A 22,645-nucleotide genomic window follows, 5' to 3' on the forward strand; every position below is an offset into this window, starting at 1 on the left:
CAACTCCACAGAGAGAAGCCCACGTTGAAGAGCTACCGACCCCGGCTCCGCGTGCCGCTCACCATCCGCTGCAACGTCTGGCCGCGCCCGCACCTCGCGCTCTACCGCTTCCCGGACCCCAACTGCCCGGAGTGCAACGGCCCCGTGCCCCTCACGGTGACGCACCCCTGGCTCTGCCTGCCCGCCAAGCCGCTGGTCAGCATCCCGTGGCGCTACCGCCGGCAGGGGACCAGGCCCACCCTGAACGACCGGCTCGCCCGCGTGCGGCTCACCATCCACTACGATGTCTGGCCGCGCCCGCACATCGGCCTCTACCGCCTGCCCAACCCCGACTGCCCGACCTGCGGCGGTGAAGGCGGCTACTACGACGGCCACGAGGAAGACGGCTGGTGGGAGGACTGCCCCTGCCTTCCCGACAAGCCCGTCATCAGCATCCCGTGGCCCCGCCGACGGATCAGCAACGTCTGCTACAGCCAGGAGCCGCCGTTCTGACCGGCGACACACCACCCCTGCTGCGGCTTGCCCTCGACCTCGCCCGCACCGGCCTGCCCGTGCTGCCGCTGCGGGCGGGCAAGGCCACGATGGGCAACTGCGACGACTGCACGGACCTCGTGTGCGGTGGCCGGCCGAACATGCTGAACCCCGGGCCCTGCACGTGCCCGCGCCCCTGCCACGGCTGGGCCGCCGCCACCACCGACCCCGCCATCCTGACCAGCCGGGCGTGGGCACGGGCGTGGCGGCAGGCCGAAGCCGTCGCCTACCACCCCGGCGGGGCCGGGGTGACGGTGGTGGATCTCGACTCCGCCGACGCCGTCGCCTGGGCCCGGGCCACCCTGCCTGCCACGGTCACGGTGCCCACCACCCGGGGTGAGCACTGGATCTACCGGGGCACGATGCGCTCCTCCAACGCTGTGCGGCCCGGCGTGGACATCAAGTCCCTTATGCAGTACGTCCGTTGGCTCGGCTTCGGTACCGGTACCCTCGCTGACCTGCCCGAAGCGGTCCGTGCGCTGGTGGAAAGGCAAGACACCAACCCCGCCGCCGAGTCGGGGGCGTTGGTGTCTTCCACCCCGGTCGGCGGGTGGTCGAGCTCAACGACGGGCGGCTGCCGCCACACCGAGCGCTACCTCCGAACCGGCCTGGAACGCGGCGTGGAGCGCATCCGAGGCCACCACCAGTTCGGCGCCGGCAGCGCCACCTTCGGCGCGGCCAGCTTCCTCGCCTCCCGGCACCGCGACTGCCCCGGCCCCTGCGACCTCGACACCATCGCAGCCGAGCTGATCCGCGCCGCCGAATCCGTCGGCGTGCCGCGCGCCTACGCCGCCCGGGCCGTAGCCCGCGGCTTCGCCAACTCCCGCTGAACGCCCAAGGGGCGGCCTCTCCGGCAAGAGATCCGGCCGCCCCTGGGCTCCGCCCCAACGAACGGAGAGAACCAGCATGACCGATCCCACCCCCGACGCGCCCGAGAACGGCGCCGACCTCCTCGACGCCATCGAGGCCCACCACCGCCGGTTCAACATCTTCCCCAGCGAGCACGCCTACGTCGCCGTGGTCCTGTGGGACGCCCACGCGCACCTGATGGACTGCTTCGAGGCCACCCCTCGCCTGGCGTTCCTGTCCCCGGAGCCCGCCAGCGGCAAGACCCGCGCCCTGGAGATCGTGGAGACCCTGGTGCCCCGCCCGCTCACCGTCGTGGACATCAGCGCCTCGGCCCTGTTCCGTTCCGTCAGCAGCGCCGACGCCCGCCCCACCGTGCTGTTCGACGAGGTCGACACCGTCTTCGGCGCCGCCGCCAGCGGGAACGAAGACCTGCGCGGCCTCATCAACGCCGGCTACCGCCGCACCGGCGGCGTGGTCCGCTCCGTGCGCGAGGGCGACACCCACGTCGTCCAGAAGTTCCCCGTCTACTCCGCCCTCGCCCTCGGTGGCCTCGGCGACCTGCCCGACACCATCATGAGCCGCTCCGTCGTCATCCGGATGCGCCGCCGCGCACCCAACGAGAGCGTGGAGCCGTTCCGCCAGCGCACCAACGAGCCCGAGGGCCACGCTCTGCGCGATCGGCTCGCCACCTGGGCTGACGGCGTGCGCGAGCACCTGGTGGACGCCTGGCCCGAGTTGCCCGAGGGCGTCACCGACCGCCCCGCCGACGTGTGGGAGCCGCTGCTCGCCGTCGCCGAGGCCGCTGGCGGTCACTGGCCCGAGCGCGCCCGTGCCGCCTGCCACTACCTCGTCAACGCCGCCAAGGCCAACGACAAGGGCAGCACCGGCATCCGCCTCCTCTCTGACCTGCGCGACGTCTTCGCCGGAGCCGACCGGCTCACCACCGCGACCGCCCTGGAGCGCCTCACCGCGATGGACGATGCCCCGTGGGCCGACCTCGACGGCCGCCCGCTCACCAGCCGCACCCTGGCGAAGCTGATCGGCGAGTACGTCACCGCCACCGGCGACCCGATCAAACCCCGCAACATGAAGATCGGCGGAGCCGTCGCCAAGGGCTACTACGCCCACGACCTCACCGACGCCTGGACCCGCTACTGCCCGGACATCCCCGGAGAGGCCGCTACCACCGCTACATCCGCTACCGCCCAGGTCAGGGCCCTCTTCCCGGTAGCGGAAGAGGTAGCGGTAGCGGATACCGAGCCCACTCCGGGCGCTCCGGACCGCGCCGACTTCGCCACCCTCGGCTGACCGGTCCGATCCGCTACCGCTACACCATCCGCTACCGCCGCACCCCCGCTGACCTGCGAGGTAGCGGAGTAGCGGCGGTAGCGGCCCTCAGAGAACAAGGGTGAGGTCATGCCCGTAGACGCCTCGACAATCCGCCAGAGCTCTGCACCCACGGAGAGGAACGCCAGGTTGTCCGATTCGACGCTGACGATGGACCAGGTCGCTGTCCTGCTTGAGATGCTGACGCGCAACCGACCGGAGGCCGGGCAGCAGGGTGGCCTCCTCCACGGCGGCTGGTACACCACTGAGGAGGTGGCCGAGCTGATCGACGTCGACCCGTCGACCCTCCGCCGTTGGCGGACCTCGACCCCGCCGGAGGGGCCGCCCTTCGTGCGGATGAGCAGCCGCGTCACGTCCTACAGCATCCCCGACGTGCAGGAGTGGCTGCGCTCCCGCCGTGTCGTCCCCGGAGAGGTCGCCTGATGCCCCAGCACCTCCCGCCGATCGGGGTCAGGCTCTCGACCGACATCGAGTTCCGGCCCCAGTACACGAACCCGTACCGTGCTCGGGTCCGTTGGACCGACCCGGCCACCGGCACCCGGCCCAGCCGGTCCGAGAATCTGCCGACGAGCGATTCGGCCGAGCAGTGGATCGATGACATGCTGAAGCTCGCGTCTCGCGGGGTCACCCCGGACACGGCGACGCTGACGCTCGCCGAGTACGGCGAGTCGGTGATGGAACTGGCCCTACGCGGGCTGGAGTTGAAGACCCGTGACCCGTACCTCGCGGGATGGCGCCTGCGGATCGTGCCGACGATCGGCCACATCCTGCCGACCGCGATCACGAACGGCGTGGTGGACCGAGCCGTCTATGGCTGGATCGCCGACGAGGCCGGCCGCTCCACCGTGAAGAACACCCTCGCCATGCTCGTCCGCATCATGGAGCAGGCCGTCCGGGACGGCCTCATCGAGATCAACCCGGCCAAGGTCAGCGGCTGGCAGCGCGAGTACCACAAGGCCGAGGACGAGCTGGACGACCCCCGCTCGCTGGCGCTGAAGGACTGGGACGCGCTCGACACGCTCGCAAACGCCCTGGTCCTACGCTCGCACGGCGAGTTCGGCGGCTGGGGCGACGTCGTGCGCTTCTCCGCCTGCACCGCGGCCCGGATCGGCGAGGTCTCCGGAGTCCGCCGTAAGGACATCAACCCAGACCGCTGGACCTGGGACCTGTGCCGCCAGACCACCACCGCACCCGGTGGGCTGGTGGACAAGGGCACCAAGGGCAAGCGCCGGCGTACGGTCCCGCTGATCCCGGAGATCCGGGACCTGGTGGCCGGCCGCCTCGCCGTGATCAGCAAGGACCCGATGGCCCGGCTCTTCACCGGCCCCCGTGGCGGCCGGATCACCACGGCCGTCCTCCGCGATGCCACCCACTGGGACGAGATGGTCGTCAAGCTCGGCTACGAGCACCTGCGCCGTCACGACCTCCGCCACACCGGCCTGACGTGGATGGCCGACGCCGGCGTCCCGGTGCACGTCCTGCGGAAGATTGCCGGGCACGGATCGCTGACGACCACTCAGCGGTACCTCCACCCGGACCAGCAGTCGATCGAGCGGGCGGGGGAGGCCCTGAGCGCTCACCTGAGCGGCCAGCGGGAGGCAGTTGGTCCCGCGCTGGTCCCGCAGCCCTCCGAGGGGCGGCACCTGCGGCTGGTGCGCTGACGCTGCGCCAGAAACGGAAAAAGCCCCGCTGGCCTGGACTTTCGTCCAGTCAGCGGGGCTTCCGACATCGCTGTCGGGACGACAGGATTTGAACCTGCGACCCCTTGACCCCCAGTTAAGTAACGCTTTCCTATTTCCGCTCGGAATGCGCCCAGCTGCGCGTCGTGCGTGTGCAGACAAAGGCGCTGCGCGTACCTCGCGCGGTCGCGCGCAGGACGTGTGGTCCCCAGCTGGTCCCCAGGTCAAGGCCCATGCGACCCCTGCCTGCCTGCTTCGCCGCTCCGTCCATGGCTCCATCGTAGATCTGCGGCGCCCGTGATGGAAGGGCCACCGAAAAAGTAATACCAACTCGGTGCTGAGGTGCCCACGGCATGAGCGCTGGGTGAATTCGTGGAACTGCCGGAGGTGACGTCAGAGCTCCGAATAGTGTGGATATTTTGCTGAATTCGAGTCGGGCGAATCTCGAAATCCCTGGACGATGGTCATCCATGCCGGCCGTCAGCTCGCACGGCCCGTTGCTGGCGGGTGTGTACAAGGGCGTCGGCCAGCTAGGCAGACGGCGCCGCTGGCTCGGTGGCCGAAGGGGTTTCACTCCGCTCCGCCGATCGAACCGGTGGACGCCGCGCGGAGAAGGATCAGCGCGGCCAGCAGGACCATCGCCACTTGGTGGCGCGGAGGGAGCGTCTCCCACAGGTCGTGCGCGATGGAGTTTCGGAGGTTGGGTCCCGCGGCCGGGTCAGCGAGCAGCAGAAGGAAGCTCGGGGCCCACTCGCTCCCGGCCAGACCGGGTGACTGGGCAAGCGCACGGAGGAGTCCTCCGAGCTGGGTGACGCCGCCGGTGGATTCGCCCTTGGCCAGGTTGATCACCGGCTCGTGCTGCTGGAGGTAGCGGCGCAGGATGCCCTCAACCGGGGGGACAGCAACGAGCGGGGCGACTTCGTCATGCTCCCAGTAGAACTGGAAGGCGCGGGCGAGCAGCCTGGCGTGCTTCGGGGGAAGGGCCACCGGGTGGGTGAGCAGCGCCGCCATCTCCCGGAGGCTGGGCTCGAAGCGCTCCCAGAGCCGGTCCAGTTGGCGGCTGACCAGGATGCCGGTGAGTTCGAGGTGGAGGACACGGCGAGTGTGTGCGGGATCTTCCGGCCGCCCGGCGCTGTGGACGAGGACGGGGCCGGCGGTGTTGATCCGGTTCGTGTCGAGGCGGAGGAAGCCCTGTTCGTCGTCCTCGGCCGCCGGCTGGGCCTGCGAAGGCGCCAGGTGGCTGGCGATGCGCTGGAGCGCGTCCTGTAGATCCTCGGCCTTGTCGATGTACGTGTCGGCTGCGGCGAAGAGTTCCTCCGGCAGGTCGGCGTCGAAGCGGACCTTCTGGAGCCCCAGGTCCTCGCGGGACAGTGCCTGCTGCCGCATGCGGATGTCCGTGTGCAGGTCGGCGAGGCCCTTGTCCCGGGCGTACACGGCGGCCTCGGTGAGCAGCATCAGCTTCGCGATGCCGGTGACCTTGTCGGCGGCGTCGGTGTAGGTGCCGGCGATAGCGCGGTTGATCCGCTCGACGCCGTCGGTGTCACCCTTGGTGGCGGTGGCGAGGTCGCGTAGGAAGGACGCCCGGACGTGGGGGTCGCGCCGATAGTGCTCGGCCGCGCGCTCCGCGACGGGCAGGGCGTGGGCGTGCCACTTGGGCCGCTCCACGAGCGGGTCGAGGAGGGCGCCCACGAAGCCGGGGGCCTCGTCGCCCCGGTCCATCTCCGCGTTGGCCTTCTCGACCATCGTCGCGGCGATGTCTGCGGTGGAGGCCAGGTTTACCGAGAGGGCGAGTTCGAACGCGCGCACCAGCGCGTTCGCCGCGCGCATCCTGCCGCTCGACGCCTGGGGGGCCGCCTCGAACCACTCCGCCGACTCGGCGTAGGCCACCACCGCCGCGCGGAGATGGTCGATCCTGAGGCGGCCGGAGCTGACGGCTTGCAGGAGGTCGTGGAGGCGGCCCCGAACACCCGGGTGGTCGGCCTCCTCGGCGTACGCGGCCCAGATCTCGATCGTCCGCTCGCTGACCCCGGACAGCTCACGGGGCAACGGCGGCGGTCCAGCTCCCATGTAGTCGCCGACGAAGGTGCCGTCGGTGCGCAGGTGGAACAGGCACGCGGCTCGGAGCACCTCGACGTGCTCCTCGTCCAGTTCGCTGGCTTCCTCCTTCGACGCGGCGCCCAACACCGCGGAGATGTCGGGGTACAGCACGAAGCCTCGGGAGGCCGCGTTGAGAGCGGCCAGTGTCGCATCGTCGATCGTGTTCATGGCTTCCTCTCCGAGAGGTCCCCCAGGCGGCGTCCGGGGCCGGACGGACGCGCGGGAGCCGCATCGCAGGCCGACTGGTACTCGACGCAGCGTAGTGGTGGAAGTTGCGCCGATTCGTCCACTTTTCCCGGATGGGCTAGCATTTGACGTTGCGTCAGAAATGGTCGCCCGTCTGCGGGGGTGCAGCCGGGCGCGAGGAGTGTGCAGTCGAAGGGGACGTGATGGCTCAGCCGACGGCAGTGGTGGTCGCGGTATCCGAGATGGCGGTGGTCCGGGCCTTGGAGCTGGCCGGCAACCGCCTGATGGGCGGCAACGGCCGGAGCGGCCGGGGCGCCCTGCAGCGCATGGCCGCCTGGGACCGGCACTCGCTCTTCCGCGTGACCGGTGAGAGGGCGGACAGGGCGCTCAGCGGTGTCTGGGAGGCTCCGGCTCAGCTCGGCGTGCCCGAGGAACTGCTGCGGGTGCTGGACGCGTACGTCCGGCTACTCCTGGCGTCCGGCCACTCCCTGCACCGCCCCGACCTGGTGCAGATGCTGTCGCAGATGCCCCAGCAGGTCGTCCTGCCGTGGGAAGCCGCCGAGGCCGACGCGGAACCCGCCGCACTGTAGCTGGCGCGGGCCTGCACGCTACCTGTGGCGGGTAGCAGAACGCGGGACCCCGGCGAGAGCCAACAGCGGGCACACGGCACAGATGACCGAAGTCCTCGTCGTCCTAACCCGCTACCCGGCCCGATGCGAACTCGAACGCGGCCACTGGCAGTTCGGCCGGCGCGTCATCAGTACCACCGCCTGAGAACCGGAGTGGCCGTCGAGAACGGCGGCCCACCGGCGGCCTCTATTCCCCACTGGCACAAAGTGCGATAAACGCAACAAGCGCTAGATTGTCCGACTTTTGGCATGTATCTTGTCCTGTCCATCGCCGGGCGGGCCGGCGGATGGTGTGCTGGGGGGTACGTGGCGGGTCTGCAGGTGTTCCGCGTTTCTGATGGGGATGTTCGTCGTGTCGAGGGTGACACCGTGGAGCTGGAGTGCCACCTCCAGGCTCTCGTGGAGGCGAACATGGAGGCGATGCTGGGAGGTGTCCGCTTCTTGGCGACCGAGTACTGGACCGGTCCGGTGCACCGGGGCCGGATCGACAGTCTCGGCCTGGACGAGGACGGCAGCCCGGTCCTGATCGAGTACAAGCGTACGAGCAGCGAGTCCGTCCTCGCACAGGGGCTGTTCTACCTCTCGTGGCTGGTGGAGCACCACAGCGAGTTCGAGGCGCTCGTCGAGCAGCAACTCGGTGCCGGGGCCGCCGAGCAGGTGGACTGGAGCAACCCGCGGGTGGTCTGCATCGCGGCGGACTTCACCCGCTACGACCTGGCGGCGGCCGGGATGTCCCACCACCGGATCGACATGATGGTCTACCGGCGCTACGGGGACGACCTGGTGACGCTGGAGTTGGCGGCGTCGGTCGCTGGCGGCTGCGGCTCCCCACCGGGACGGCGTGCGGAGCTTGCGCGGCCGGCCTCGGCCAGCCGCCGGACGGTCGCCGACGTGCTCGCGCAGGCCGGCGGCGAGGTCCGCAGGCTGTACGACGAGCTTGACGCTCGCCTGCTCGACCTGGGTGAGGGCCATGCTGTTCCACTGCAGCACTACGTCGCCTACCGCCGCCGCCGGAACTTCGCCTGCGTTCGGGTGTTGGCGCAGGCGCAGGCTCTGGTCGTCTTCCTGCGCGTCGACCCGACGACGGTCCAGCTGGTTCCGGGCTGGACCCGGGACGTCCGGAGAATTGGGCACCTCGGGACGGGCGAGCTTGAGGTCCGCATCGGCTCGGTGGAGGACCTCGATCGGTCGATGACGCTGCTGCGCACGAGCTACGCCGCAGCTGCGTGATCCGTTGACGGCGATGGGCCGTGCCCCGAGGGGGGCACGGCCCATCGCCGTTGCTCGGTGAAGTCCTGGATCCCCGGGGCTGGCCCGGGTGTTCTGTGGGGTACCGAGCGGGTTCGGGAGGTGGTCACCGCTTGCGTGGGCGCGACGGTGGGGGTGGTGCGGTGACGGGCGATTCGCTCGTGCGGCGGTTAGGGGAAGGGTTGAGCGCTTGCTGGATGTGGGCGCGGCGGGCGGCCCAGCGGCTCAGAGCGCGCTGGTACTTCCTGCCTTCCTCACCTCCGGCGAGGTACGGGTCGGGGGCGGTGGGCTGAAGGTCCTGGGGGTGCGGCTGTTCGATGGTGGGCCTCTGTGTGAAGGGTGGGACTCCGGGTGTAGGCCGGCGTCGGACTGGGTCAGCGGTCGTGCTGCGGTTCGTGGGTCAGCGCGGTGATCAGCGTGCGTTCGCGGACGAAATCGGCATGGACGTCGGGCTGGTCCGGGGCCAGGGCGTCGAGGGCGCTGTCGATCGCCGCAAGGGCCTCGGCTCGGCGTCCGAGGCTCCGCCAGGCGGTGGCGGAGCGGAAGAGCATGACCGGGTCGGTGTCCTGGAAGGCGGGCCAGGCGGCCAGCTTCAGGATGTGCTCGGCCTGGTCGGGCAGCCCGTCGCCCAGCCATAGGCCGTGGAGCAGGGCGTGGCACACCTGGGGGTTGTCGCCGGCCTCGGTGAGGCTGCGGTTCATGGCGTCAAGGGCACCGGGAGCGGAGCGCCCGAGGAGGGCGAAGGCGGCGAGTGCGCGGGTGTACGGATCCCAGCGGGCGCGCTCGCGCTCCGGGACCTGGTCGAGGAGTTGCTGGATGCTGCGGCACCGGAAGTCGAAGCGCAGGCTGGCGAGGCGGATGTGTCGGAGCGCCTGGGCGTGAGCGCGGTCGGTTCCGGGCTGGGCGAGGTGGTCGGTACCGGTGAGGTGGACGAGAGCGCTGTTGCGCCGACTGCGGGCGTACCACGAAAGATCGTTGGCCAGAGTGGCGCTCGTCTGCCAGTCGGCGTTGGCGCGGCTGAGCCACCGTGCCGCCTCGGCGGGCCAGGGCCGGCCTGTGTCGATCTCGTGCTCAACGAGCGTGCGGACGGCGGCGAGTGCGGCGTCGCGGAGTTCGCCGCGGGTCACCGCGATGGTGAGGGCGCTGTATCCGCTGGGGCTGTCGAGGAGGCCGCGGATCATGATGCGCTGGGCATGCGGGTGGTGGGCTGCGTGGGCGATCCGTTCGATCGTGCGCAGGTCGGCGTTCGTGTTGGTCAGGGTTTCCTCGTTCCATCGGGTGCGGTGGTCAGCGGCGGCGGTGCTGCCCCAGTGGCCGAGCGGCTGGCGGGCGGTGAGAGGACGACGCGCGTGCGGGCGGCGAGCGCTCGCGCAGACGGGCCGGCTGGGCCCCGCGGGACGAGCGGGCGGACGTCGAGGTACTGCAGGTGCTCGAACGCGAGGTCGCGGCCGAGGCGGGCCACGGGCGCGGGGTCGGTCATCGCGGTCGTGACCGCGGCCAGCAGCGGGGCCGGGATGTTCTCCGACATCTCGATGGTCCAGCCCTCAACTTCGCCCGGACCGAGCTTGCCGCCGCTGATCTGCCAGGCGCGGCTCTCCCCGACGAACAACTGCCCGGCGGGGGCGGTGCAGCGGTAGACACTGGCCATTCCGGTGTCCAGTGCGTCCCACCTCAGGTGCTCGCGGGTGCTGTTGTCGTGCCAGCCTGCGGCGATGATCGGCACGAGACCGTCCTCGGCGTTCCCGGCGGGCCGGACCAGTTCGCCCGGGCTGGCGGCGAGCGTGGTGTGCAGGGCGGTCACGATCTCCGGCGGGGTGCGGGGGTCCGCGGTGACCTGCCAGACCTCCTCGCCGCTCGGCAGGTAGTTGAAGGAGGCGGTCCAGCTCGTCCCCGTGTGGTCGGTGGTCGACTGCGCGCTCAGCCGTCGGCACGGGCTGGTGTACACCGTGGTGTCGCCCTGTTTCTCGGTGATCCAGCCCCGGTCGGTCAGGGGCTTGGCCGCGGAGGTGCGATCGTGGCCGGGACCGGCGAGGTAGACCGGGGCGACGAGAGCCAGCGGCGCCGGCCTGAAGTCCGGGGCGAAGAGCTCCGGGATGCGCTCGACGGCCCCGGCCAGCAGGCGGTCGATCCTCTGGAGCGCCTGCTGGCGCTTGGCTTCCGGCAGCGATCCCCAGGTCCACTTGGTGCCGTCGCCGACGGGCAGGTCGTGAAGCGCTTCGGCGATCCAGCCGCGATTCACCATCGCATTGATCTGAGACGCAGCGACGCATGCCGCCGCGTCCTTCAAGTCATCTATGGTGAAGGAGAGTTCACCGAGATCCGTGGTGAGGGGTGGTGTCCGCTTTCGGCTTGTGGTGCGCGGGTCGAGGTTGGCGCCCAGCTCCAGGTCGAGGAGCGCCGGCGCGCTCGCCGCCGCCGCGACGACCATGTCCTCCACCAGCAGACTCGCCAGGGCCCTCTGCTCAGGGGGAAGTCGGCCCCAGATCGTCGGGGTGCGACTCCGGCTGCTGGGGATGACCCGGGTCACGATGTACCAGTCGACGACGGGGCCGGAGCCTTCGATCTGCTCCAGGACCTGCTCGCACAGCTCGGCCGCCGCTTCCCGCAGGTCCGTCTCGGTGTACAGGCTGACGTTGGCGGGGCCGGCGTCGGTCCGGCGGCCGAGGCGGGCGAGCAGTTCCTCGTCCATCCAGTCCCGGTCCCGCTGCAGGGGGGCGGTGTCGGTGAGGGCCTGGGCGAGGGCGTCGACGACGATCGTGGGGGTGTTGGTGGTGGCCATGGCCTGCCAGTAGGGCGGGTAGCCGCCGGAGCCCCGCGGACCGATCTCCACGTACAGATGGGGGTGGGCCATGAGGTCGTCCGGATCGCCGGGCGGGTCCAGGCGGACCTGGACGCGGGCGAGTTCGTCGGGAGCTTCGAGGTCGAGGACGCCCGCGCGGTAGGTGCTGCGCCAGCCGGCGTCGGTGAGGGTACAGATCAGGGTTCGCCGGTCGGTCGGCTGCTGGAGGGCGGGGTGTGTTTCGCCCGTCCAGTCGATGGTGTCCCCGGTGCGGGCGAGTACGTCGGTGACGGCCATGATGATCTCGGGCGGCGTCTCGGTCGAGAAGCCGGTCATCCAGGTCGGCGTGCCGAGGGGCTCCGGCGCTGCCGTGATCCGCCAGGCGGCGCCGGGGTCGAGCTGGCCGTCCGCGATGCGGAAGCGGTGATTCGGGCTCCAGGCGAACCCCTGGCCCAGGTCGTCGTCGGTGCTGCGGCCCCAGCCCTGTTGGACGAGGCGGTCGAAGACCCGGTTGCTGTGGTGGGTTCCGGCGAGGTAGGCCGGGGTGACGTCGATCGTGGTGTCGGGGATGGGGGTTCCTCGGGGGCTGTCAGCGGCTGGGGCCGGGAGTGGCGGAGCGGGCGGCAGGTGGTGCCGGGGCCGGCTGCGCGAACGGTTCTCCCGCTGGGGAGTGCAGGCGGCTCCGGGTGCGGGCCGCCTGGGCGCGGCGTGCGTCCCGCGGTGTCGGGCTGGAGAGGAGCTCGGTCAGTTCGGCGGAGCCGGTGAGGGTCGCGCTGACGGCCAGCTCATTGAGGTCTCCGATGTCGCGGATGGCGGGAGCGAGCATCGCGCTGACCATGGCGTACAGAATCTGGTCCGGTGTGGAGATGCTGGCCGCCGCAGCCCACCCGTCGTGGTCGCTGGCGACGTTGATACTCCAGAAGGCGTCTTCGGCCTCCTCCCACTCGTCCGGGCCCAGGTGGTCCCGTGCGTTGAGGACGATCGTGCTCTGAGGGTGGCGCTCGGAGCGCGCCGTCTCGGTTTGTGTCGCCGCGTCCCAGGCGAGGGTCCACCCGTGGGCGTGCAGAGGTGTGGGCCACTCGTCGTCGTCGGCGCCCCCTGACAGGCGGGCACCGGTGCGCAACCGGTTGGCCAGGTCGGTGGTGATGGCCTCCACGACTTCGACCGGGGTGCTCTCCGTGAGGGTGACGGTCCACAGGGCTGGGAGGTTCGGGCTCTCGTGGACGGCGACCTTCCACATCGTGTTGCCGGTCTCCGGCTCGACGCCGAGGCGGACCCGGCTGTCCGGGGAGATGATCAGTTGGTTGCCGTGGCCGTCGTCGAGGCGGACCGCTCCCGCGTCGACAAGGGGGCGGATCGCGCGTTCGGTGTCCTGAGTGGGGCCGGCGTACAGCGCCGGAGCGATGCTGACCTGCAGCCACGGCTGGTCGCTTGCCTTCTTGGCCCAGTTGGGGACGGTGGTCGTCAAAAGCTGTTCCCTCGGTGGTCTCGGGGTGCTCACCGCCGCTATGCCACCCGGGGCTGGGGTACGGCGGCGGGCGGGTCTACGACGTGGGGCGGCGGGGTGAGCGTGGGGATGGACGCGGAGGGGGTCGTTCGGCAAGGTGGCCGGGGGTCCGGCGCACCGGCTTCTTCCCGGTCAGCGCGTTGGGTGAGCCGCTGCGGAGGGCGTGGTCTGACGAGCAGCGGGTATGTCGGCAACTCGGCCTTGCCGCGTCGCTGTCGCCCTGGCCGCGCTTGTGCGCGACACCCCGGTCTGCGCGTCGGCGGCGGACAGGGCGGGACGGGCTCGCAGAGCGTTGGCGGTTTCGGTGAACCGGCGCCAGGCGTAGTCGCTCCGGTTGGCGGCCCAGCCGGATGCCTGGGCGGTCAGGGCGGGTGCCAGCGCGGCGACCTGGTCAGTGGGGGCCGCGCCCCAGGCGAGCAGCGATCCGCTGCTCGACCACAGGTCGAGGTACCAGTCGCCGCCGAGTGGGTACGCCTTGACGTGGGCCTGGTCGGGTTCCTCCTGGTAGTGCCACAGGGTGCGGTGGAGCGGCTGCCAGCCGGCGCCGACGAACTCGGGGGGCGGAGTGTCCTCGCCGGGGCGCTCACCGCGGTCGGCGACGGTGAACAGGTCGTGCAGCGATCCGTCGTTGAGCGCGGCCTTGACCAGGTCGAGCACTTCGGTGGCGTCCAGTCCTTCACGGCCGTCGAGGACGCCGACGACGTGGCCGAGGGTGCGCAGGGTGTGCCTGGCGTCGCCGGGGTCGAGCCACTCCTCGGGTGGGTCCTGGTCGGCGAGGCTGGCTTTCACCCTGACAGCCGCCGACCGCAGGTCCTCCAGCTGCCGCACTCCGGGGCGGTCGGACAACTGCGATATCCGGTAGGCGAGTTCGTCGTACGGGCGCATGTGCTGGCGTACGAGGTGAAGGGCGTAGCGGTCGGCGCCCTCCCGGAAGCTCGCGACTGCGGCGGTGCGGACGGCCGCGTCGTGGCCGCGGAGCGAGGTGAGCAGGGTCATGTACCGGTCGTGGGTGTCGATCTGCTCGCGCAGCACGCGCTCGTACGCCTCGTTCAGCAGGTCCAAGTCGCCCAAGTCGGCGGCCTGGTGGTCGCCGTAGCGTTCAGCGCTGGCACGCAGCTCTGCGACGCGGTCAGCTGCGGGCCGCTCCCAGGTGCCGGTCACGGCGTGCGCCGGCGGTGCGAGGGCACCTGCGTTTGAGACGCTTCTGCGGGCAGGGTTCCGTTGGCCGTGGCCGCCTTACCGTCTAGCAGTTGTCGGCGCGCGGCGGCGCGCTCGCCCGTCGGTGTGGCGGCCCGCCACTCCAGGGGGACGGTGTCCATGTGCACCTTGAGCTCCTAGGGGATCTGTCGGGCGAGCCGGAGCGCGTGTGGGCGGGCTCGGTGGGGGTCGGTGCGGGTGGTCAGCGGGACCTCGGCGGTGGGCCGTCGCGGCCCGGCACTTCGGTGTGTGCGGGCCGGTTGGTGGCCGGGGGAAGCGCGGCTGGGGCGGCTGGTGTGGTTCGGGCGCGGGCCGCGGCGGATCGCGGCGAGCGGTCGGTGCCGAGGCGGCCGACAGCGTGGTCGGCCGCCTCCCGGCCGGAGGCGACGATCTCGGCCGTCAGCCGGAGTGCTTCAGCAGCGTCCCCGCCGACGCGGTGGTGGAGGGCCCAGCCGCCGGCCGCGCGCAGGGCCCGGGCGCTGCGGTCCAGCACGCCGCCCTCCCCGGTGATGACGCCGGCCACCCTGCGGGCCTCGGCCGGATCGGTGGCGCGCAGCAGGTGGGTGGTGACGGCGTCGATGCGCTCGGCCAGTTGTTCCGCGGTGTTGCTGGGCAGGCGGTCGCCGGTGACCGCGATGAAGGGCGGTGGCGACGGGCGGACGCCGAGGGTGGGGTCGAGGGTGACGTCGTACCCGGCGGTGGCGAGGAGGACGGCCGTGTCCGTGGCGATCTCGGCCTCCTCGTACTGCTGGTGGCTGGTGGGCATGGTGTAGTGGTCCGGGCTGCCGGTGGTGGGCGCGAAGCCCGTCGTGCCGACGAGGAAGGCGGTGTGCGCGTCCCCGCCGCTGGCCACGATGGCGCCCTCGTCGGTGCGTTGGATGGTGACCGCGTTCGGGTCCGGCGAGCTGGGGCCGGCGGGCTCGGGTTCGGCTGGTGCCTCGCCTGGGCCTTCGCGGGCGGACTGCTGCCCAGTCCCGGGTGGCAGGTTGCGGCGGGGGCGCGGTTCGAGGTGGACCTGGGTGCGGTTGGCGGCGGGGATCTGGAGGTGCTGGCGGAGCGCCGGCAGGGGGTTGACCACCTCGTCGAGCGCGGCGCTGATGAGGGCGTTGGGGGTGTGGCTGGTGAAGGCGGCGTGCCAGCGTTCGCTGGGGTATCCGTGGGGGCCGCCCCAGACGGTGACGGTCGGACCGATCCCGCGGATGTCGCCGATGTTGTGGTTGACGGCGATGCCGGCGGTGTCGTCGGGGCGGGTGTAGCTGTAGACGCCGGGGACGGGGGCGGTCTCCCGGTGCCATGTGTCGTCGGCGGCTTCCAGGTCGGCCGCGATGGTGTTGTCCAGCGACCGGCGCCCCCACAGCAGTTCGCCGCGCACCGCCTCGGAGGGCGCGGTCAGGGCGTGGGAGAGGCGCTCGGCCACCGTGGTCACGACCTCGACCGGCGTGCGGGTGCAGAAGGTGGCGTTCCAGGTCCGCTCGCCGACGGGTGAGGCGTACGCGGCGATGGTCCAGCGGGGGCCGGTGGTGGTGTCGTGGTCGAGTTCGATCGCGGCGAGGAGGGAGTCGTGCAGGGCGACGGTGGTGTCCTGCCCCGGGCTGTAGCGGGCCCAGGCGGGGGATGTTTCGAGGAAGTGGGCGAGGGCTGCCTCGGCGTCGCCCGGTCCGGCCAAGTGGCCTGGGGTGACCACCACTTCGTCGGGCGCGGGGTTGAACAGGGGGTCTCCTTCAGGCTGGGGCGGGGCCGGGCCGCCGCCTCGGTGGCGGCGGCCCGGCTGTCGGTGATCAGGCTTCGGCCTGCTCCGCGTCTACGGCCTCGGGGTCGAGGTCGGTGGTGCCCTCGGCGATCTGCCGCTCGGCCTCGGCGAGGCGCTGCTCGGCGATGCCGGCGTAGTGCGGGGTGGCCTCCACGCCGACGAAGTTCCGGCCCTCCAGCAGGGCGGCGACTCCGGTGCTGCCGCTGCCGGCGCAGAAGTCGAGGATGGTCCCCTCCGGGCGGCAGATCTTGACCAGCTCACGCATCACCGAGACGGGCTTCTGGGTGATGTGGACGCGGCCCGCCCGCGGCTGGGAGGCGGTGTAGAGGCCGGGCAGGTAGACGGGGTGGGCCTTGCCGTCGATCGGGCCCTTGCTGCCCCACAGCACGAATTCACAATGCTGCGTAAACCTTCCCATTTGCGGACGGGCGGCGGGCTTGTACCAGGCGAGTGCGCCGCGCCATATCCATCCGCCGGCCTGCAGTGCGTCGCTCGTGGCAGCCAGTTGGCGCCAATCGGTGAAAACGAGGGCGACGCCGCCGTTCTTGGTCGCGCGGTAGGACTCGGCCAGAAGCTGGGACAACCAGTAGGTATAGCTCCTCTGGTCCTTGTTCTCGCCGGGGAAATCGGCAAGGGAGTGGGCGGCATCGGCCGAGGTGTACTTCGCCCGGGCCGTTCGCCCGGTCCGCTCCTGGGCGGTGCGTCCGCCCGAGTTGTAAGGCGGATCGGTGATGACGGCGTCGATGGAGTTCGAAGGGATCGAGGCGAGCTGGGTGAGGGCGTCGCCCTGGTGGATTTCGTAGGGCAAGGGGCGGGCTGACCTCCTGGTCGGGGATTGGGCGGCAGCCGGGACCGGCGGGATGACCTGGTCTTTCGGCCAGTGGCGTGGAGGCCGGCGAGACGGCTCCGAAGCGCTCGGCCTGCGGCTGCGGCAGGAACCTAGCCCAGATGCGGCTCGCAACCTAAAACGCTCTCCCGATCATGCTCGCGAAGATCGTTTTAGGTTGCGAGCCGCACTGCGCCTATCGTCTGCCACACCCCCGGAGAGCGACCGGTCCGGATATCTCGTTTTAGGTTCCGAGCCGGTCGGGTTCTACGGTGGGGCATCCCGGAGGAACATCGCCTTCTGCTTGCCCGATGACCATCAGCCTGTTTTTGGTCGCGAGCCGAGAAGGCATTAGCGTCCCCCGGGACTGCCGACGGGATATCCCGGATCGAAGGGCCCGCACCGTTTTAGGTCGCGAGCCCTCGATTCGATACCTTCGGCCACCGCAAGCGAATTCAACCCCACCCGTCCCAGGGGATACCCATGCCTTTTTCGAGATTACGAGCGCGGCTTGCTGCCGCTCTCGGCGGCCCGCTCCGCCCGCACCCCGGGTGGAGCGGGCCTCACCCCGCACCCGGCCACACGATCCGACAGGAGCCCCTGCTTGCTCGCCCTCACCGCACGGATGCGGATGCTCAACCCTCACCCGCCGGACCCCTGTGCCGCACCGGCCGGAGGTGACGCCCGGGGTCTGCGATGAGCTGGCAGAAGTGGCTCGGCGGCGGCCTCGCCGGCCTTCTCCTGGCACCGTTCGCCATCGCCTTCCCCGCTTTGGCGGTCAGCGCCCACGACAGCACCAAGGCCGACACCTGCACACCCGGCCCCGGCCCACAGCCTGTGGACAGCGCGGCCGTCGCCGCCCAGGTCAGGAAGATCCTGGACGGCGCGACCGGACCGGTCGGCCCGGTCGCCGGGCTGGACAACCCGGCCGTGCAGATTCCCTTTGCGAAGACGATCACTGCGACGGGTATCTCGATGAACGTGTCCGCCCGCGGGCAGGTCATCGCCCTGGCCACCGCGCTGCAGGAGTCGACCTTGCGCAACTTGTCGTACGGGGACAGGGATTCGCTCGGTTTGTTCCAGCAGCGCCCGTCGCAGGGCTGGGGGACGGTCGAGCAGATCCAGGACCCGGTGTACGCCTCGACGCGGTTCTACAAGGCGCTGTTGGAGGTTCCCGGCTGGGAGCAGCTGCCGGTCACCGTGGCGGCGCAGCGGGTCCAGCGGTCCGGCTATCCGGACGCCTACGCCAAGTGGGAGTCGCTGGCGACCGCTCTCCAGCAGGCCATCTCCCAGGTGCTGTCACCGAGTTCGAGCCCCGCACCCACCCCTTCGCCGGGCGTGACCCCGTCGCCCGCACCGCTCGCGCCGGTTACACCGAGCGGCTGCGGTACCGGAGCCGACGGTGGCACCGACTGGGGCGTCATTCCGCCCGGCGTTCTGCCGGACGGGTACAAGATCCCGGCGGACGCCCCGCCGGCCGTGCAGAACGCCATCCGGTTCGCCCTCGGCCAGCTGGGGACGCCCTACCAGTGGGGCGGCACCTGCACGGCGCCGCACGGGCCCGACCCGATGGGCCGATGTGACTGCAGTTCCTTGACGCAGCAGGCGTACAAGGCCGGCGGCATCACCCTGACGCGCACCACGTACACGCAGGTCGCCGAGGGCACGGCCGTCACGGTCGACGCGCTCCGGCCCGGCGATCTGCTGTTCACCCGGCGCAACGATGAGGGACTGCCCGAACACGTGGGCATGGCCATCGGCCAGGGCCTCGTGGTGCACGCACCAAAGACGGGTGACGTGGTCAAGATCTCCACGCTCGCGTCGTGGAAGGCGGACATCATCGCCGCCCGACGCATCGCCCCCTGACGGCAACTGTCGTCCATCTCCGCGCACTTCGCGCACCTTACCCCCCTCTCCGCGCGGCCCGACCGCGCATCTTCCTGCCCCTCTAGCCGTGGAGTGTGATTGCTCACCTATCTCGCCGACGCCGCCACCCAGCTGGCGTACGATCCCGGCATCGCGCCCTCCGAAGGCGGCCTGCCCGGCCTGTCGGTCCTCAAGTCCACCGTCGGCTCGATCAATTTGTTCGCGATCATCGCGGTGGTCGGTGCGCTCTGCGTCTCCGGCATCGTGTGGGCCTGGGGTCACCACACCGGCTCGCACGGCAGCGAGCAAAAAGGCAAGCAGGGCGCCTTGGTGGCGGCCGGCTGCGCCCTCCTGCTGGGCGCCGCGAACGGGATCGTCTCCTTCTTCTCAACGGTGGGGACCAGCGTCCACTGATGCCGAAGTCGCCGTTCACCGGCCAGTCCACCATGCTGCGCCGGCTGCTGATCGGCCTGGGCGTGCTCGTGGTCGTCGCCCTGCTGGCCGGGCTCACCGCCCGGCTGGCGGGCGGCGGCCACCGCACCCCGGACGCCGCCAACTCCCCCTCCACCCCTTCCGCTTCCGCGGCTTCGGCCACGTCGTCGCCAGCTCCCGGCCCTGCCCCCTCGGCTGGAACGGCGCCGAGCGCGTCGTCCGTCGCCGCTCCGCCGCACACCAGCGACCCGATCACGTTCGCGAAGGCGTTCGCCACCGCGCTGTGGAGCTACGACACCCGCACCACCTCCCAGCCCCAGCAACTCGCTGGCCTGCGCTCCTGGTTGACCGACGAGAGCAAGTACGCCGACCCGGACGCTCTCGCCGCCCAACTGCCCGACCCCACCCTGTGGAGCCGGATGCGCGACAACGGCCAGCACGCCGCCGGCGAGGCCGCCGAGGCGCACCTGCCCGCCGCGTGGCAGCAGGCCATCGGCAAGGACCCCACCCAGCTCACCGTCGCCTACATCTACGCCGTGACCGTCACCGGCAAGCAGACCGTCAGCTGGCTCGACGGCGGCCGGGGCGCCGAGGACCGGGCCATCACCCTGGCCGTCCAGTGCCGGCCGGACCGCGACTGCGCACTGGCCTCCATCGCTACCACCGTCTACCCCTGACCTACACCATCGGTCCCCACCATAGGAGTTGATCGCCCATCGGGTTCTGCGACTTGCCCGGATCCGGCCTGCTCTGCGACGTCGTCGTAGGCGGCGTCAGCGACTCCGTCACCGACTCGATCGGCAACTGGGTGGCGAAGTCCGCCGGCGACCTCGCCAAGAGCGCGGTCGACCTCGCCTCCCGCGCTGTCGACAAGACGACCTCGGTCGACCTCGGCGCGGAATGGTTCCGCACCAACTACGCGACGATCCTGCCGATCGCGCTGGTCATGCTGGTGATGACGTTCATCCTTCAGCTGGTCCGGGCCGCCTGGCGCCGCGACGGCCAGGCGCTCACCCAGGCCGTCACCGGCACGGTGGCTGCCACGATCTTCGCGATGACCGCGATCACCTTCACCGGCGTCTCACTGGTCGTCGTGGACGCCCTCAGCCGGGGGCTGTTCCAGATCGCCAACTCCAGCATGGATGACGCGGTCAGGCGGTTGGTCAAGGTCTCGATGATCGGCATCACGACGCCGCTCGGCTGGGCGATCCCCGCGCTGGTCGCGCTCGGCTGCGCGGCCGGGGCGATCCTCTACTGGGGTGCGATGGTCCTGCGCAAGGTGACGATCCTCGTGCTCGTCGTGCTCGCCCCCTTCGCGGCGGCCGGCGGTGCGTGGGAGCCGACCCGCGACTGGCGCCGGAAGTGGATCGAAGCCACCGCCACGGTGGTGTTCAGCAAATTGGTCATGACGATCATCATGCTCGTCGGCGTCTCCGCACTCGGCCAGACCGACACCAAGGACGGCATCCAGGCGCTGTCGGACATCATCGCCGGCCTCGTCGTCATGGCGTTGGTCCTGCTGTCCCCGATGGCGATCTACAAGTTCGTCCACTGGGCGGGCGACGGCGGAGCGGGCCACGACCTGCACCGCAGCACCGCCACCGGCCTGCAGGTCGGCGCCGCGACCGCCCAGAAGGGCGCCCGGATGGCCGCCACCGCGGGTGCCGGCGGAGCGGGTGGTGCCGCGATGGGCGGGGCCGCGCCGCAGGGCCCGGCACAGGTGCCCGGCCAGTCCACCCCGGCGGGTGGCAGTGCGGCCAACTCGGGCTCCGGCGAAGGCTCGTCCTCGCAGAGCACCTTCCGCTTCCCCGGCACCTCCTCCGGAGGCGGCGGCGACGCGGTCGGAAAGGCGCTGATCACGCGCCGCGCCCAGTCGGGCGGTGACCAGGGCCAGCCGCTGATCTCCCGGGCCCCGGCCTCCGGCCAGCCCGCCGGAGGCGGTGCGAGCGAGGGGTCAACCGCCAAGCCCGCGAGCGCAGTTGCCGCCGCCGCCGCGGGCGGGTCCGCCACGCCGCAGGTGGTCTTCAGCGCCGCACGTGGCGCACGTGGCGCCGCCGCCCAGGCTCCTGCCGCCCCGCCTGCATCCGCCGCCGGTCCCGCCACACCGTCGGTGGCCGCCACCGGCCCGGCTGCGGCGCCGAGCAGTCCCGTCGGTTCCTCCACACCACCGACCTCCTGACCGGTACCGGCCGGGGCCAGCGCCCGCCCGCGCGCCCCGGCCGGCACTCCCCGCCCTGACCGAAGGAGTCGTCCCTGTCGGCCGACCTTCCCACACCGACCGTCCGCTTCCCCAGCCGATCCCGACGGGGAGTCCTGCTCGGGCTGACCGCCCCCCAGCTCACCGTCGTCGGCACCGCCGGCGCGATGCTCCTGGCGACCATGGTCGCCACCGGACTCGCCGGGGCCGCCCTCGCCACCCCGCTCTGGGCCCTGGCCGCCGCCCTCGTCGTCGTCCGCTTCCACAGCCGCTCCGTGGCAGATTGGGCCCCGATCCTCATCCGGTACTACCTCCGCCGCGCCAAGGGCCAGCTCGTCTGGCTCGCCCGGCCCGCCACCCGGCCCCGCCGTGACGGCCTGCTCCACCTGCCCGGCACCGACGCCAGCCTGCGCGCCGTCACCGCCCCCGGCGGCACGCTCGGCGCGATCCACAACCCGCAGAAGAACACCCTCACCGCCGTCATCCGGGTCAGCAGCCGCGCGTTCGCCCTGCTGGACCCCTCCACCCAGGCCGGCAACGTCTCCGCCTGGGGCCGGTGCCTGGCCTCGCTCGCCCGCACCGGCTACATCACCACCGTCCAGGTGATCGAGCGCACCGTCCCCGACAGCGGCGACGCCCTCGCCCGGTACTGGGCGGAAAACGGCCGCCCCGACGCTGCGGTCGCGGGCCCCGTCTACGAGGACCTCCTCGCCGCCGCCGGTCCGACCGCGGCCCCGCACGAGGCTTACATCGCGATCAGCCTGGACCTCAAGGGCGCCCGCCGCCTGATCGGCGAGGCCGGCGGTGGCCTGAGCGGCGCGTTCAGCGTCCTGTCCCAGCTGGTGCCTGGCTTCGAGCAGTCGCTGCGCAACGCCGGGCTCAACCCCCGCGGCTGGCTCAGCACCGGCGAGATCGCCGCCGTGATCCGCTCGGCCTACGACCCGAAGGCGCTCGCCAACCTGGAGCAGTGGTCGGAGAGCGGCGAGGCCACCGCCGACCCGGCCGCCGCCGGACCCGTCGTGGTCCTCGAGGAACCCGGCCGCCTCACCACCGACACCGCCTGCCACGCGGTGTACTGGATCGACCAGTGGCCCCGCTCGGAGGTCAGCCACGGATTCCTCCACCCGCTGGTCTTCGCCGGCGGCGCCCGCCGGACCCTCTCCCTCACCTACGGCCCGCAGGCACTGGATGCCGCGCTCAAGGCGGTGCAGCGCACCAAGTCGAGCATCATCGCCGACGCCGCCGAACGGGTCCGCAAGGGCCAGGTCGATTCCGAGGCGGACAGCATGGAGTACGCCGACGCCAAGCAGCACGAGCGCGAGCTGATCTCCGGGCACGCCGACGTCGACCTGACCGGCCTGGTGGTCGTCAGCGCCGACAACCCGGAGGAGCTGCGCCGCGCCTGCGCCTCGATCGAGACCGCCGCTGCCGGCACCGGCCTGGACCCGCGGCTCCTGCGCTGGCAGCAGGCCGAGGCGTTCGCGCAGGCGGCGCTGCCGCTCGCCCGAACCTGACGGGAGGTCAG

General features: G+C 71.5%; 19 protein-coding genes. 12 read left to right on the plus strand and 7 right to left on the minus strand.

The window, feature by feature from the left end:
- Positions 1-24 precede the first annotated feature (24 nt).
- The 5 genes from ACWCYY_RS10930 (at position 25) to ACWCYY_RS10950 (ending at position 4,388) form a co-directional block, all read left to right on the plus strand.
- On the plus strand, positions 25-492 hold the full coding sequence (locus tag ACWCYY_RS10930; RefSeq protein WP_449795726.1) for a hypothetical protein: 468 nt from the start codon (positions 25-27) through the stop codon (positions 490-492).
- A complete protein-coding gene (locus tag ACWCYY_RS10935) occupies positions 465-1,361 on the plus strand; it encodes a bifunctional DNA primase/polymerase (protein WP_449795894.1) in 897 nt (298 codons plus the stop codon). The genes ACWCYY_RS10930 and ACWCYY_RS10935 overlap by 28 nt, the downstream gene beginning before the upstream one ends.
- Positions 1,362-1,437: 76 nt before the next feature.
- Complete coding sequence (locus ACWCYY_RS10940; RefSeq protein ID WP_449795727.1) at positions 1,438-2,688, plus strand: DUF3631 domain-containing protein; 1,251 nt, start codon at positions 1,438-1,440, stop codon at positions 2,686-2,688.
- 168 nt (positions 2,689-2,856) lie between these two features.
- Complete coding sequence (locus tag ACWCYY_RS10945) at positions 2,857-3,150, plus strand: helix-turn-helix transcriptional regulator (protein ID WP_449795728.1); 294 nt, start codon at positions 2,857-2,859, stop codon at positions 3,148-3,150.
- Positions 3,151-3,326: 176 nt separating this feature from the next.
- The gene (locus ACWCYY_RS10950; RefSeq protein WP_449795729.1) at positions 3,327-4,388 is read left to right on the plus strand and encodes a tyrosine-type recombinase/integrase; all 1,062 of its coding nucleotides are present in this window, start codon (positions 3,327-3,329) and stop codon (positions 4,386-4,388) included.
- A gap of 588 nt (positions 4,389-4,976) precedes the next feature.
- Here the strand turns inward: ACWCYY_RS10950 and ACWCYY_RS10955 are convergent.
- The gene (locus ACWCYY_RS10955) at positions 4,977-6,671 is read right to left on the minus strand and encodes a DUF7380 domain-containing protein (protein WP_449795730.1); all 1,695 of its coding nucleotides are present in this window, start codon (positions 6,669-6,671) and stop codon (positions 4,977-4,979) included.
- 221 nt (positions 6,672-6,892) lie between these two features.
- On the opposite strand from ACWCYY_RS10955, the gene ACWCYY_RS10960 reads away from it, so the two are divergent.
- Both ACWCYY_RS10960 and ACWCYY_RS10965 read left to right on the plus strand, forming a co-directional pair.
- A complete protein-coding gene (locus ACWCYY_RS10960) occupies positions 6,893-7,279 on the plus strand; it encodes a hypothetical protein (RefSeq protein ID WP_449795731.1) in 387 nt (128 codons plus the stop codon).
- A 408-nt stretch (positions 7,280-7,687) separates the two neighbouring features.
- Positions 7,688-8,548 (plus strand): DUF5655 domain-containing protein, encoded by an 861-nt coding sequence (locus ACWCYY_RS10965; protein WP_449795732.1) that lies wholly within the window; start codon positions 7,688-7,690, stop codon positions 8,546-8,548.
- Positions 8,549-8,940: 392 nt separating this feature from the next.
- On the opposite strand, the gene ACWCYY_RS10970 is transcribed toward ACWCYY_RS10965, so the two are convergent.
- The 6 genes from ACWCYY_RS10970 to ACWCYY_RS10995 form a co-directional block, all read right to left on the minus strand.
- Positions 8,941-9,747 (minus strand): hypothetical protein, encoded by an 807-nt coding sequence (locus ACWCYY_RS10970; RefSeq protein ID WP_449795733.1) that lies wholly within the window; start codon positions 9,745-9,747, stop codon positions 8,941-8,943.
- A gap of 74 nt (positions 9,748-9,821) precedes the next feature.
- Positions 9,822-11,972 (minus strand): DUF317 domain-containing protein, encoded by a 2,151-nt coding sequence (locus ACWCYY_RS10975; RefSeq protein ID WP_449795895.1) that lies wholly within the window; start codon positions 11,970-11,972, stop codon positions 9,822-9,824.
- Entirely contained in the window at positions 11,935-12,813 is an 879-nt protein-coding gene (locus ACWCYY_RS10980) for a DUF317 domain-containing protein (protein ID WP_449795734.1), read from the minus strand. Before ACWCYY_RS10980 ends, ACWCYY_RS10975 begins: the two co-directional genes overlap by 38 nt.
- A 171-nt stretch (positions 12,814-12,984) precedes the next feature.
- A complete protein-coding gene (locus tag ACWCYY_RS10985; protein WP_449795735.1) occupies positions 12,985-14,013 on the minus strand; it encodes a hypothetical protein in 1,029 nt (342 codons plus the stop codon).
- 238 nt (positions 14,014-14,251) lie between these two features.
- Positions 14,252-15,715 (minus strand): DUF317 domain-containing protein, encoded by a 1,464-nt coding sequence (locus ACWCYY_RS10990; RefSeq protein ID WP_449795736.1) that lies wholly within the window; start codon positions 15,713-15,715, stop codon positions 14,252-14,254.
- A gap of 112 nt (positions 15,716-15,827) precedes the next feature.
- The gene (locus tag ACWCYY_RS10995) at positions 15,828-16,607 is read right to left on the minus strand and encodes a DNA-methyltransferase (protein ID WP_449795737.1); all 780 of its coding nucleotides are present in this window, start codon (positions 16,605-16,607) and stop codon (positions 15,828-15,830) included.
- 714 nt (positions 16,608-17,321) lie between these two features.
- Here ACWCYY_RS10995 and ACWCYY_RS11000 point away from each other — a divergent pair.
- The 5 genes from ACWCYY_RS11000 (at position 17,322) to ACWCYY_RS11020 (ending at position 22,634) form a co-directional block, all read left to right on the plus strand.
- A complete protein-coding gene (locus tag ACWCYY_RS11000) occupies positions 17,322-18,491 on the plus strand; it encodes a C40 family peptidase (protein WP_449795738.1) in 1,170 nt (389 codons plus the stop codon).
- Positions 18,492-18,590: 99 nt separating this feature from the next.
- The gene (locus ACWCYY_RS11005; protein ID WP_449795739.1) at positions 18,591-18,905 is read left to right on the plus strand and encodes a DUF6112 family protein; all 315 of its coding nucleotides are present in this window, start codon (positions 18,591-18,593) and stop codon (positions 18,903-18,905) included.
- Positions 18,905-19,600, plus strand: coding sequence for a hypothetical protein (locus tag ACWCYY_RS11010; protein WP_449795740.1), 696 nt, complete (start codon positions 18,905-18,907; stop codon positions 19,598-19,600). Before ACWCYY_RS11005 ends, ACWCYY_RS11010 begins: the two co-directional genes overlap by 1 nt.
- 53 nt (positions 19,601-19,653) lie before the next feature.
- Positions 19,654-21,102 carry an SCO6881 family protein gene (locus tag ACWCYY_RS11015; RefSeq protein ID WP_449795741.1) on the plus strand — a complete coding sequence of 483 codons (1,449 nt, stop codon included), beginning with the start codon at positions 19,654-19,656 and terminating at the stop codon, positions 21,100-21,102.
- 74 nt (positions 21,103-21,176) lie between these two features.
- Entirely contained in the window at positions 21,177-22,634 is a 1,458-nt protein-coding gene (locus ACWCYY_RS11020; RefSeq protein ID WP_449795896.1) for an SCO6880 family protein, read from the plus strand.
- The last annotated feature ends 11 nt before the right edge of the window (positions 22,635-22,645 follow it).

The organism is Kitasatospora sp. NPDC001664 (genome assembly GCF_053596675.1).

What these genes read in the sequence shown, in the direction of transcription:
- ACWCYY_RS10955 (WP_449795730.1), bottom strand. Translation starts at nt 6,671, where the DNA reads ATGAACACGATCGACGATGCGACACTGGCCGCTCTCAACGCGGCCTCC.
- ACWCYY_RS11000 (WP_449795738.1), top strand. Translation starts at nt 17,322, where the DNA reads ATGAGCTGGCAGAAGTGGCTCGGCGGCGGCCTCGCCGGCCTTCTCCTG.
- ACWCYY_RS10940 (WP_449795727.1), top strand. Translation starts at nt 1,438, where the DNA reads ATGACCGATCCCACCCCCGACGCGCCCGAGAACGGCGCCGACCTCCTC.
- ACWCYY_RS10950 (WP_449795729.1), top strand. Translation starts at nt 3,327, where the DNA reads ATGCTGAAGCTCGCGTCTCGCGGGGTCACCCCGGACACGGCGACGCTG.
- ACWCYY_RS11010 (WP_449795740.1), top strand. Translation starts at nt 18,905, where the DNA reads ATGCCGAAGTCGCCGTTCACCGGCCAGTCCACCATGCTGCGCCGGCTG.
- ACWCYY_RS10960 (WP_449795731.1), top strand. Translation starts at nt 6,893, where the DNA reads ATGGCTCAGCCGACGGCAGTGGTGGTCGCGGTATCCGAGATGGCGGTG.
- ACWCYY_RS10970 (WP_449795733.1), bottom strand. Translation starts at nt 9,747, where the DNA reads ATGATCCGCGGCCTCCTCGACAGCCCCAGCGGATACAGCGCCCTCACC.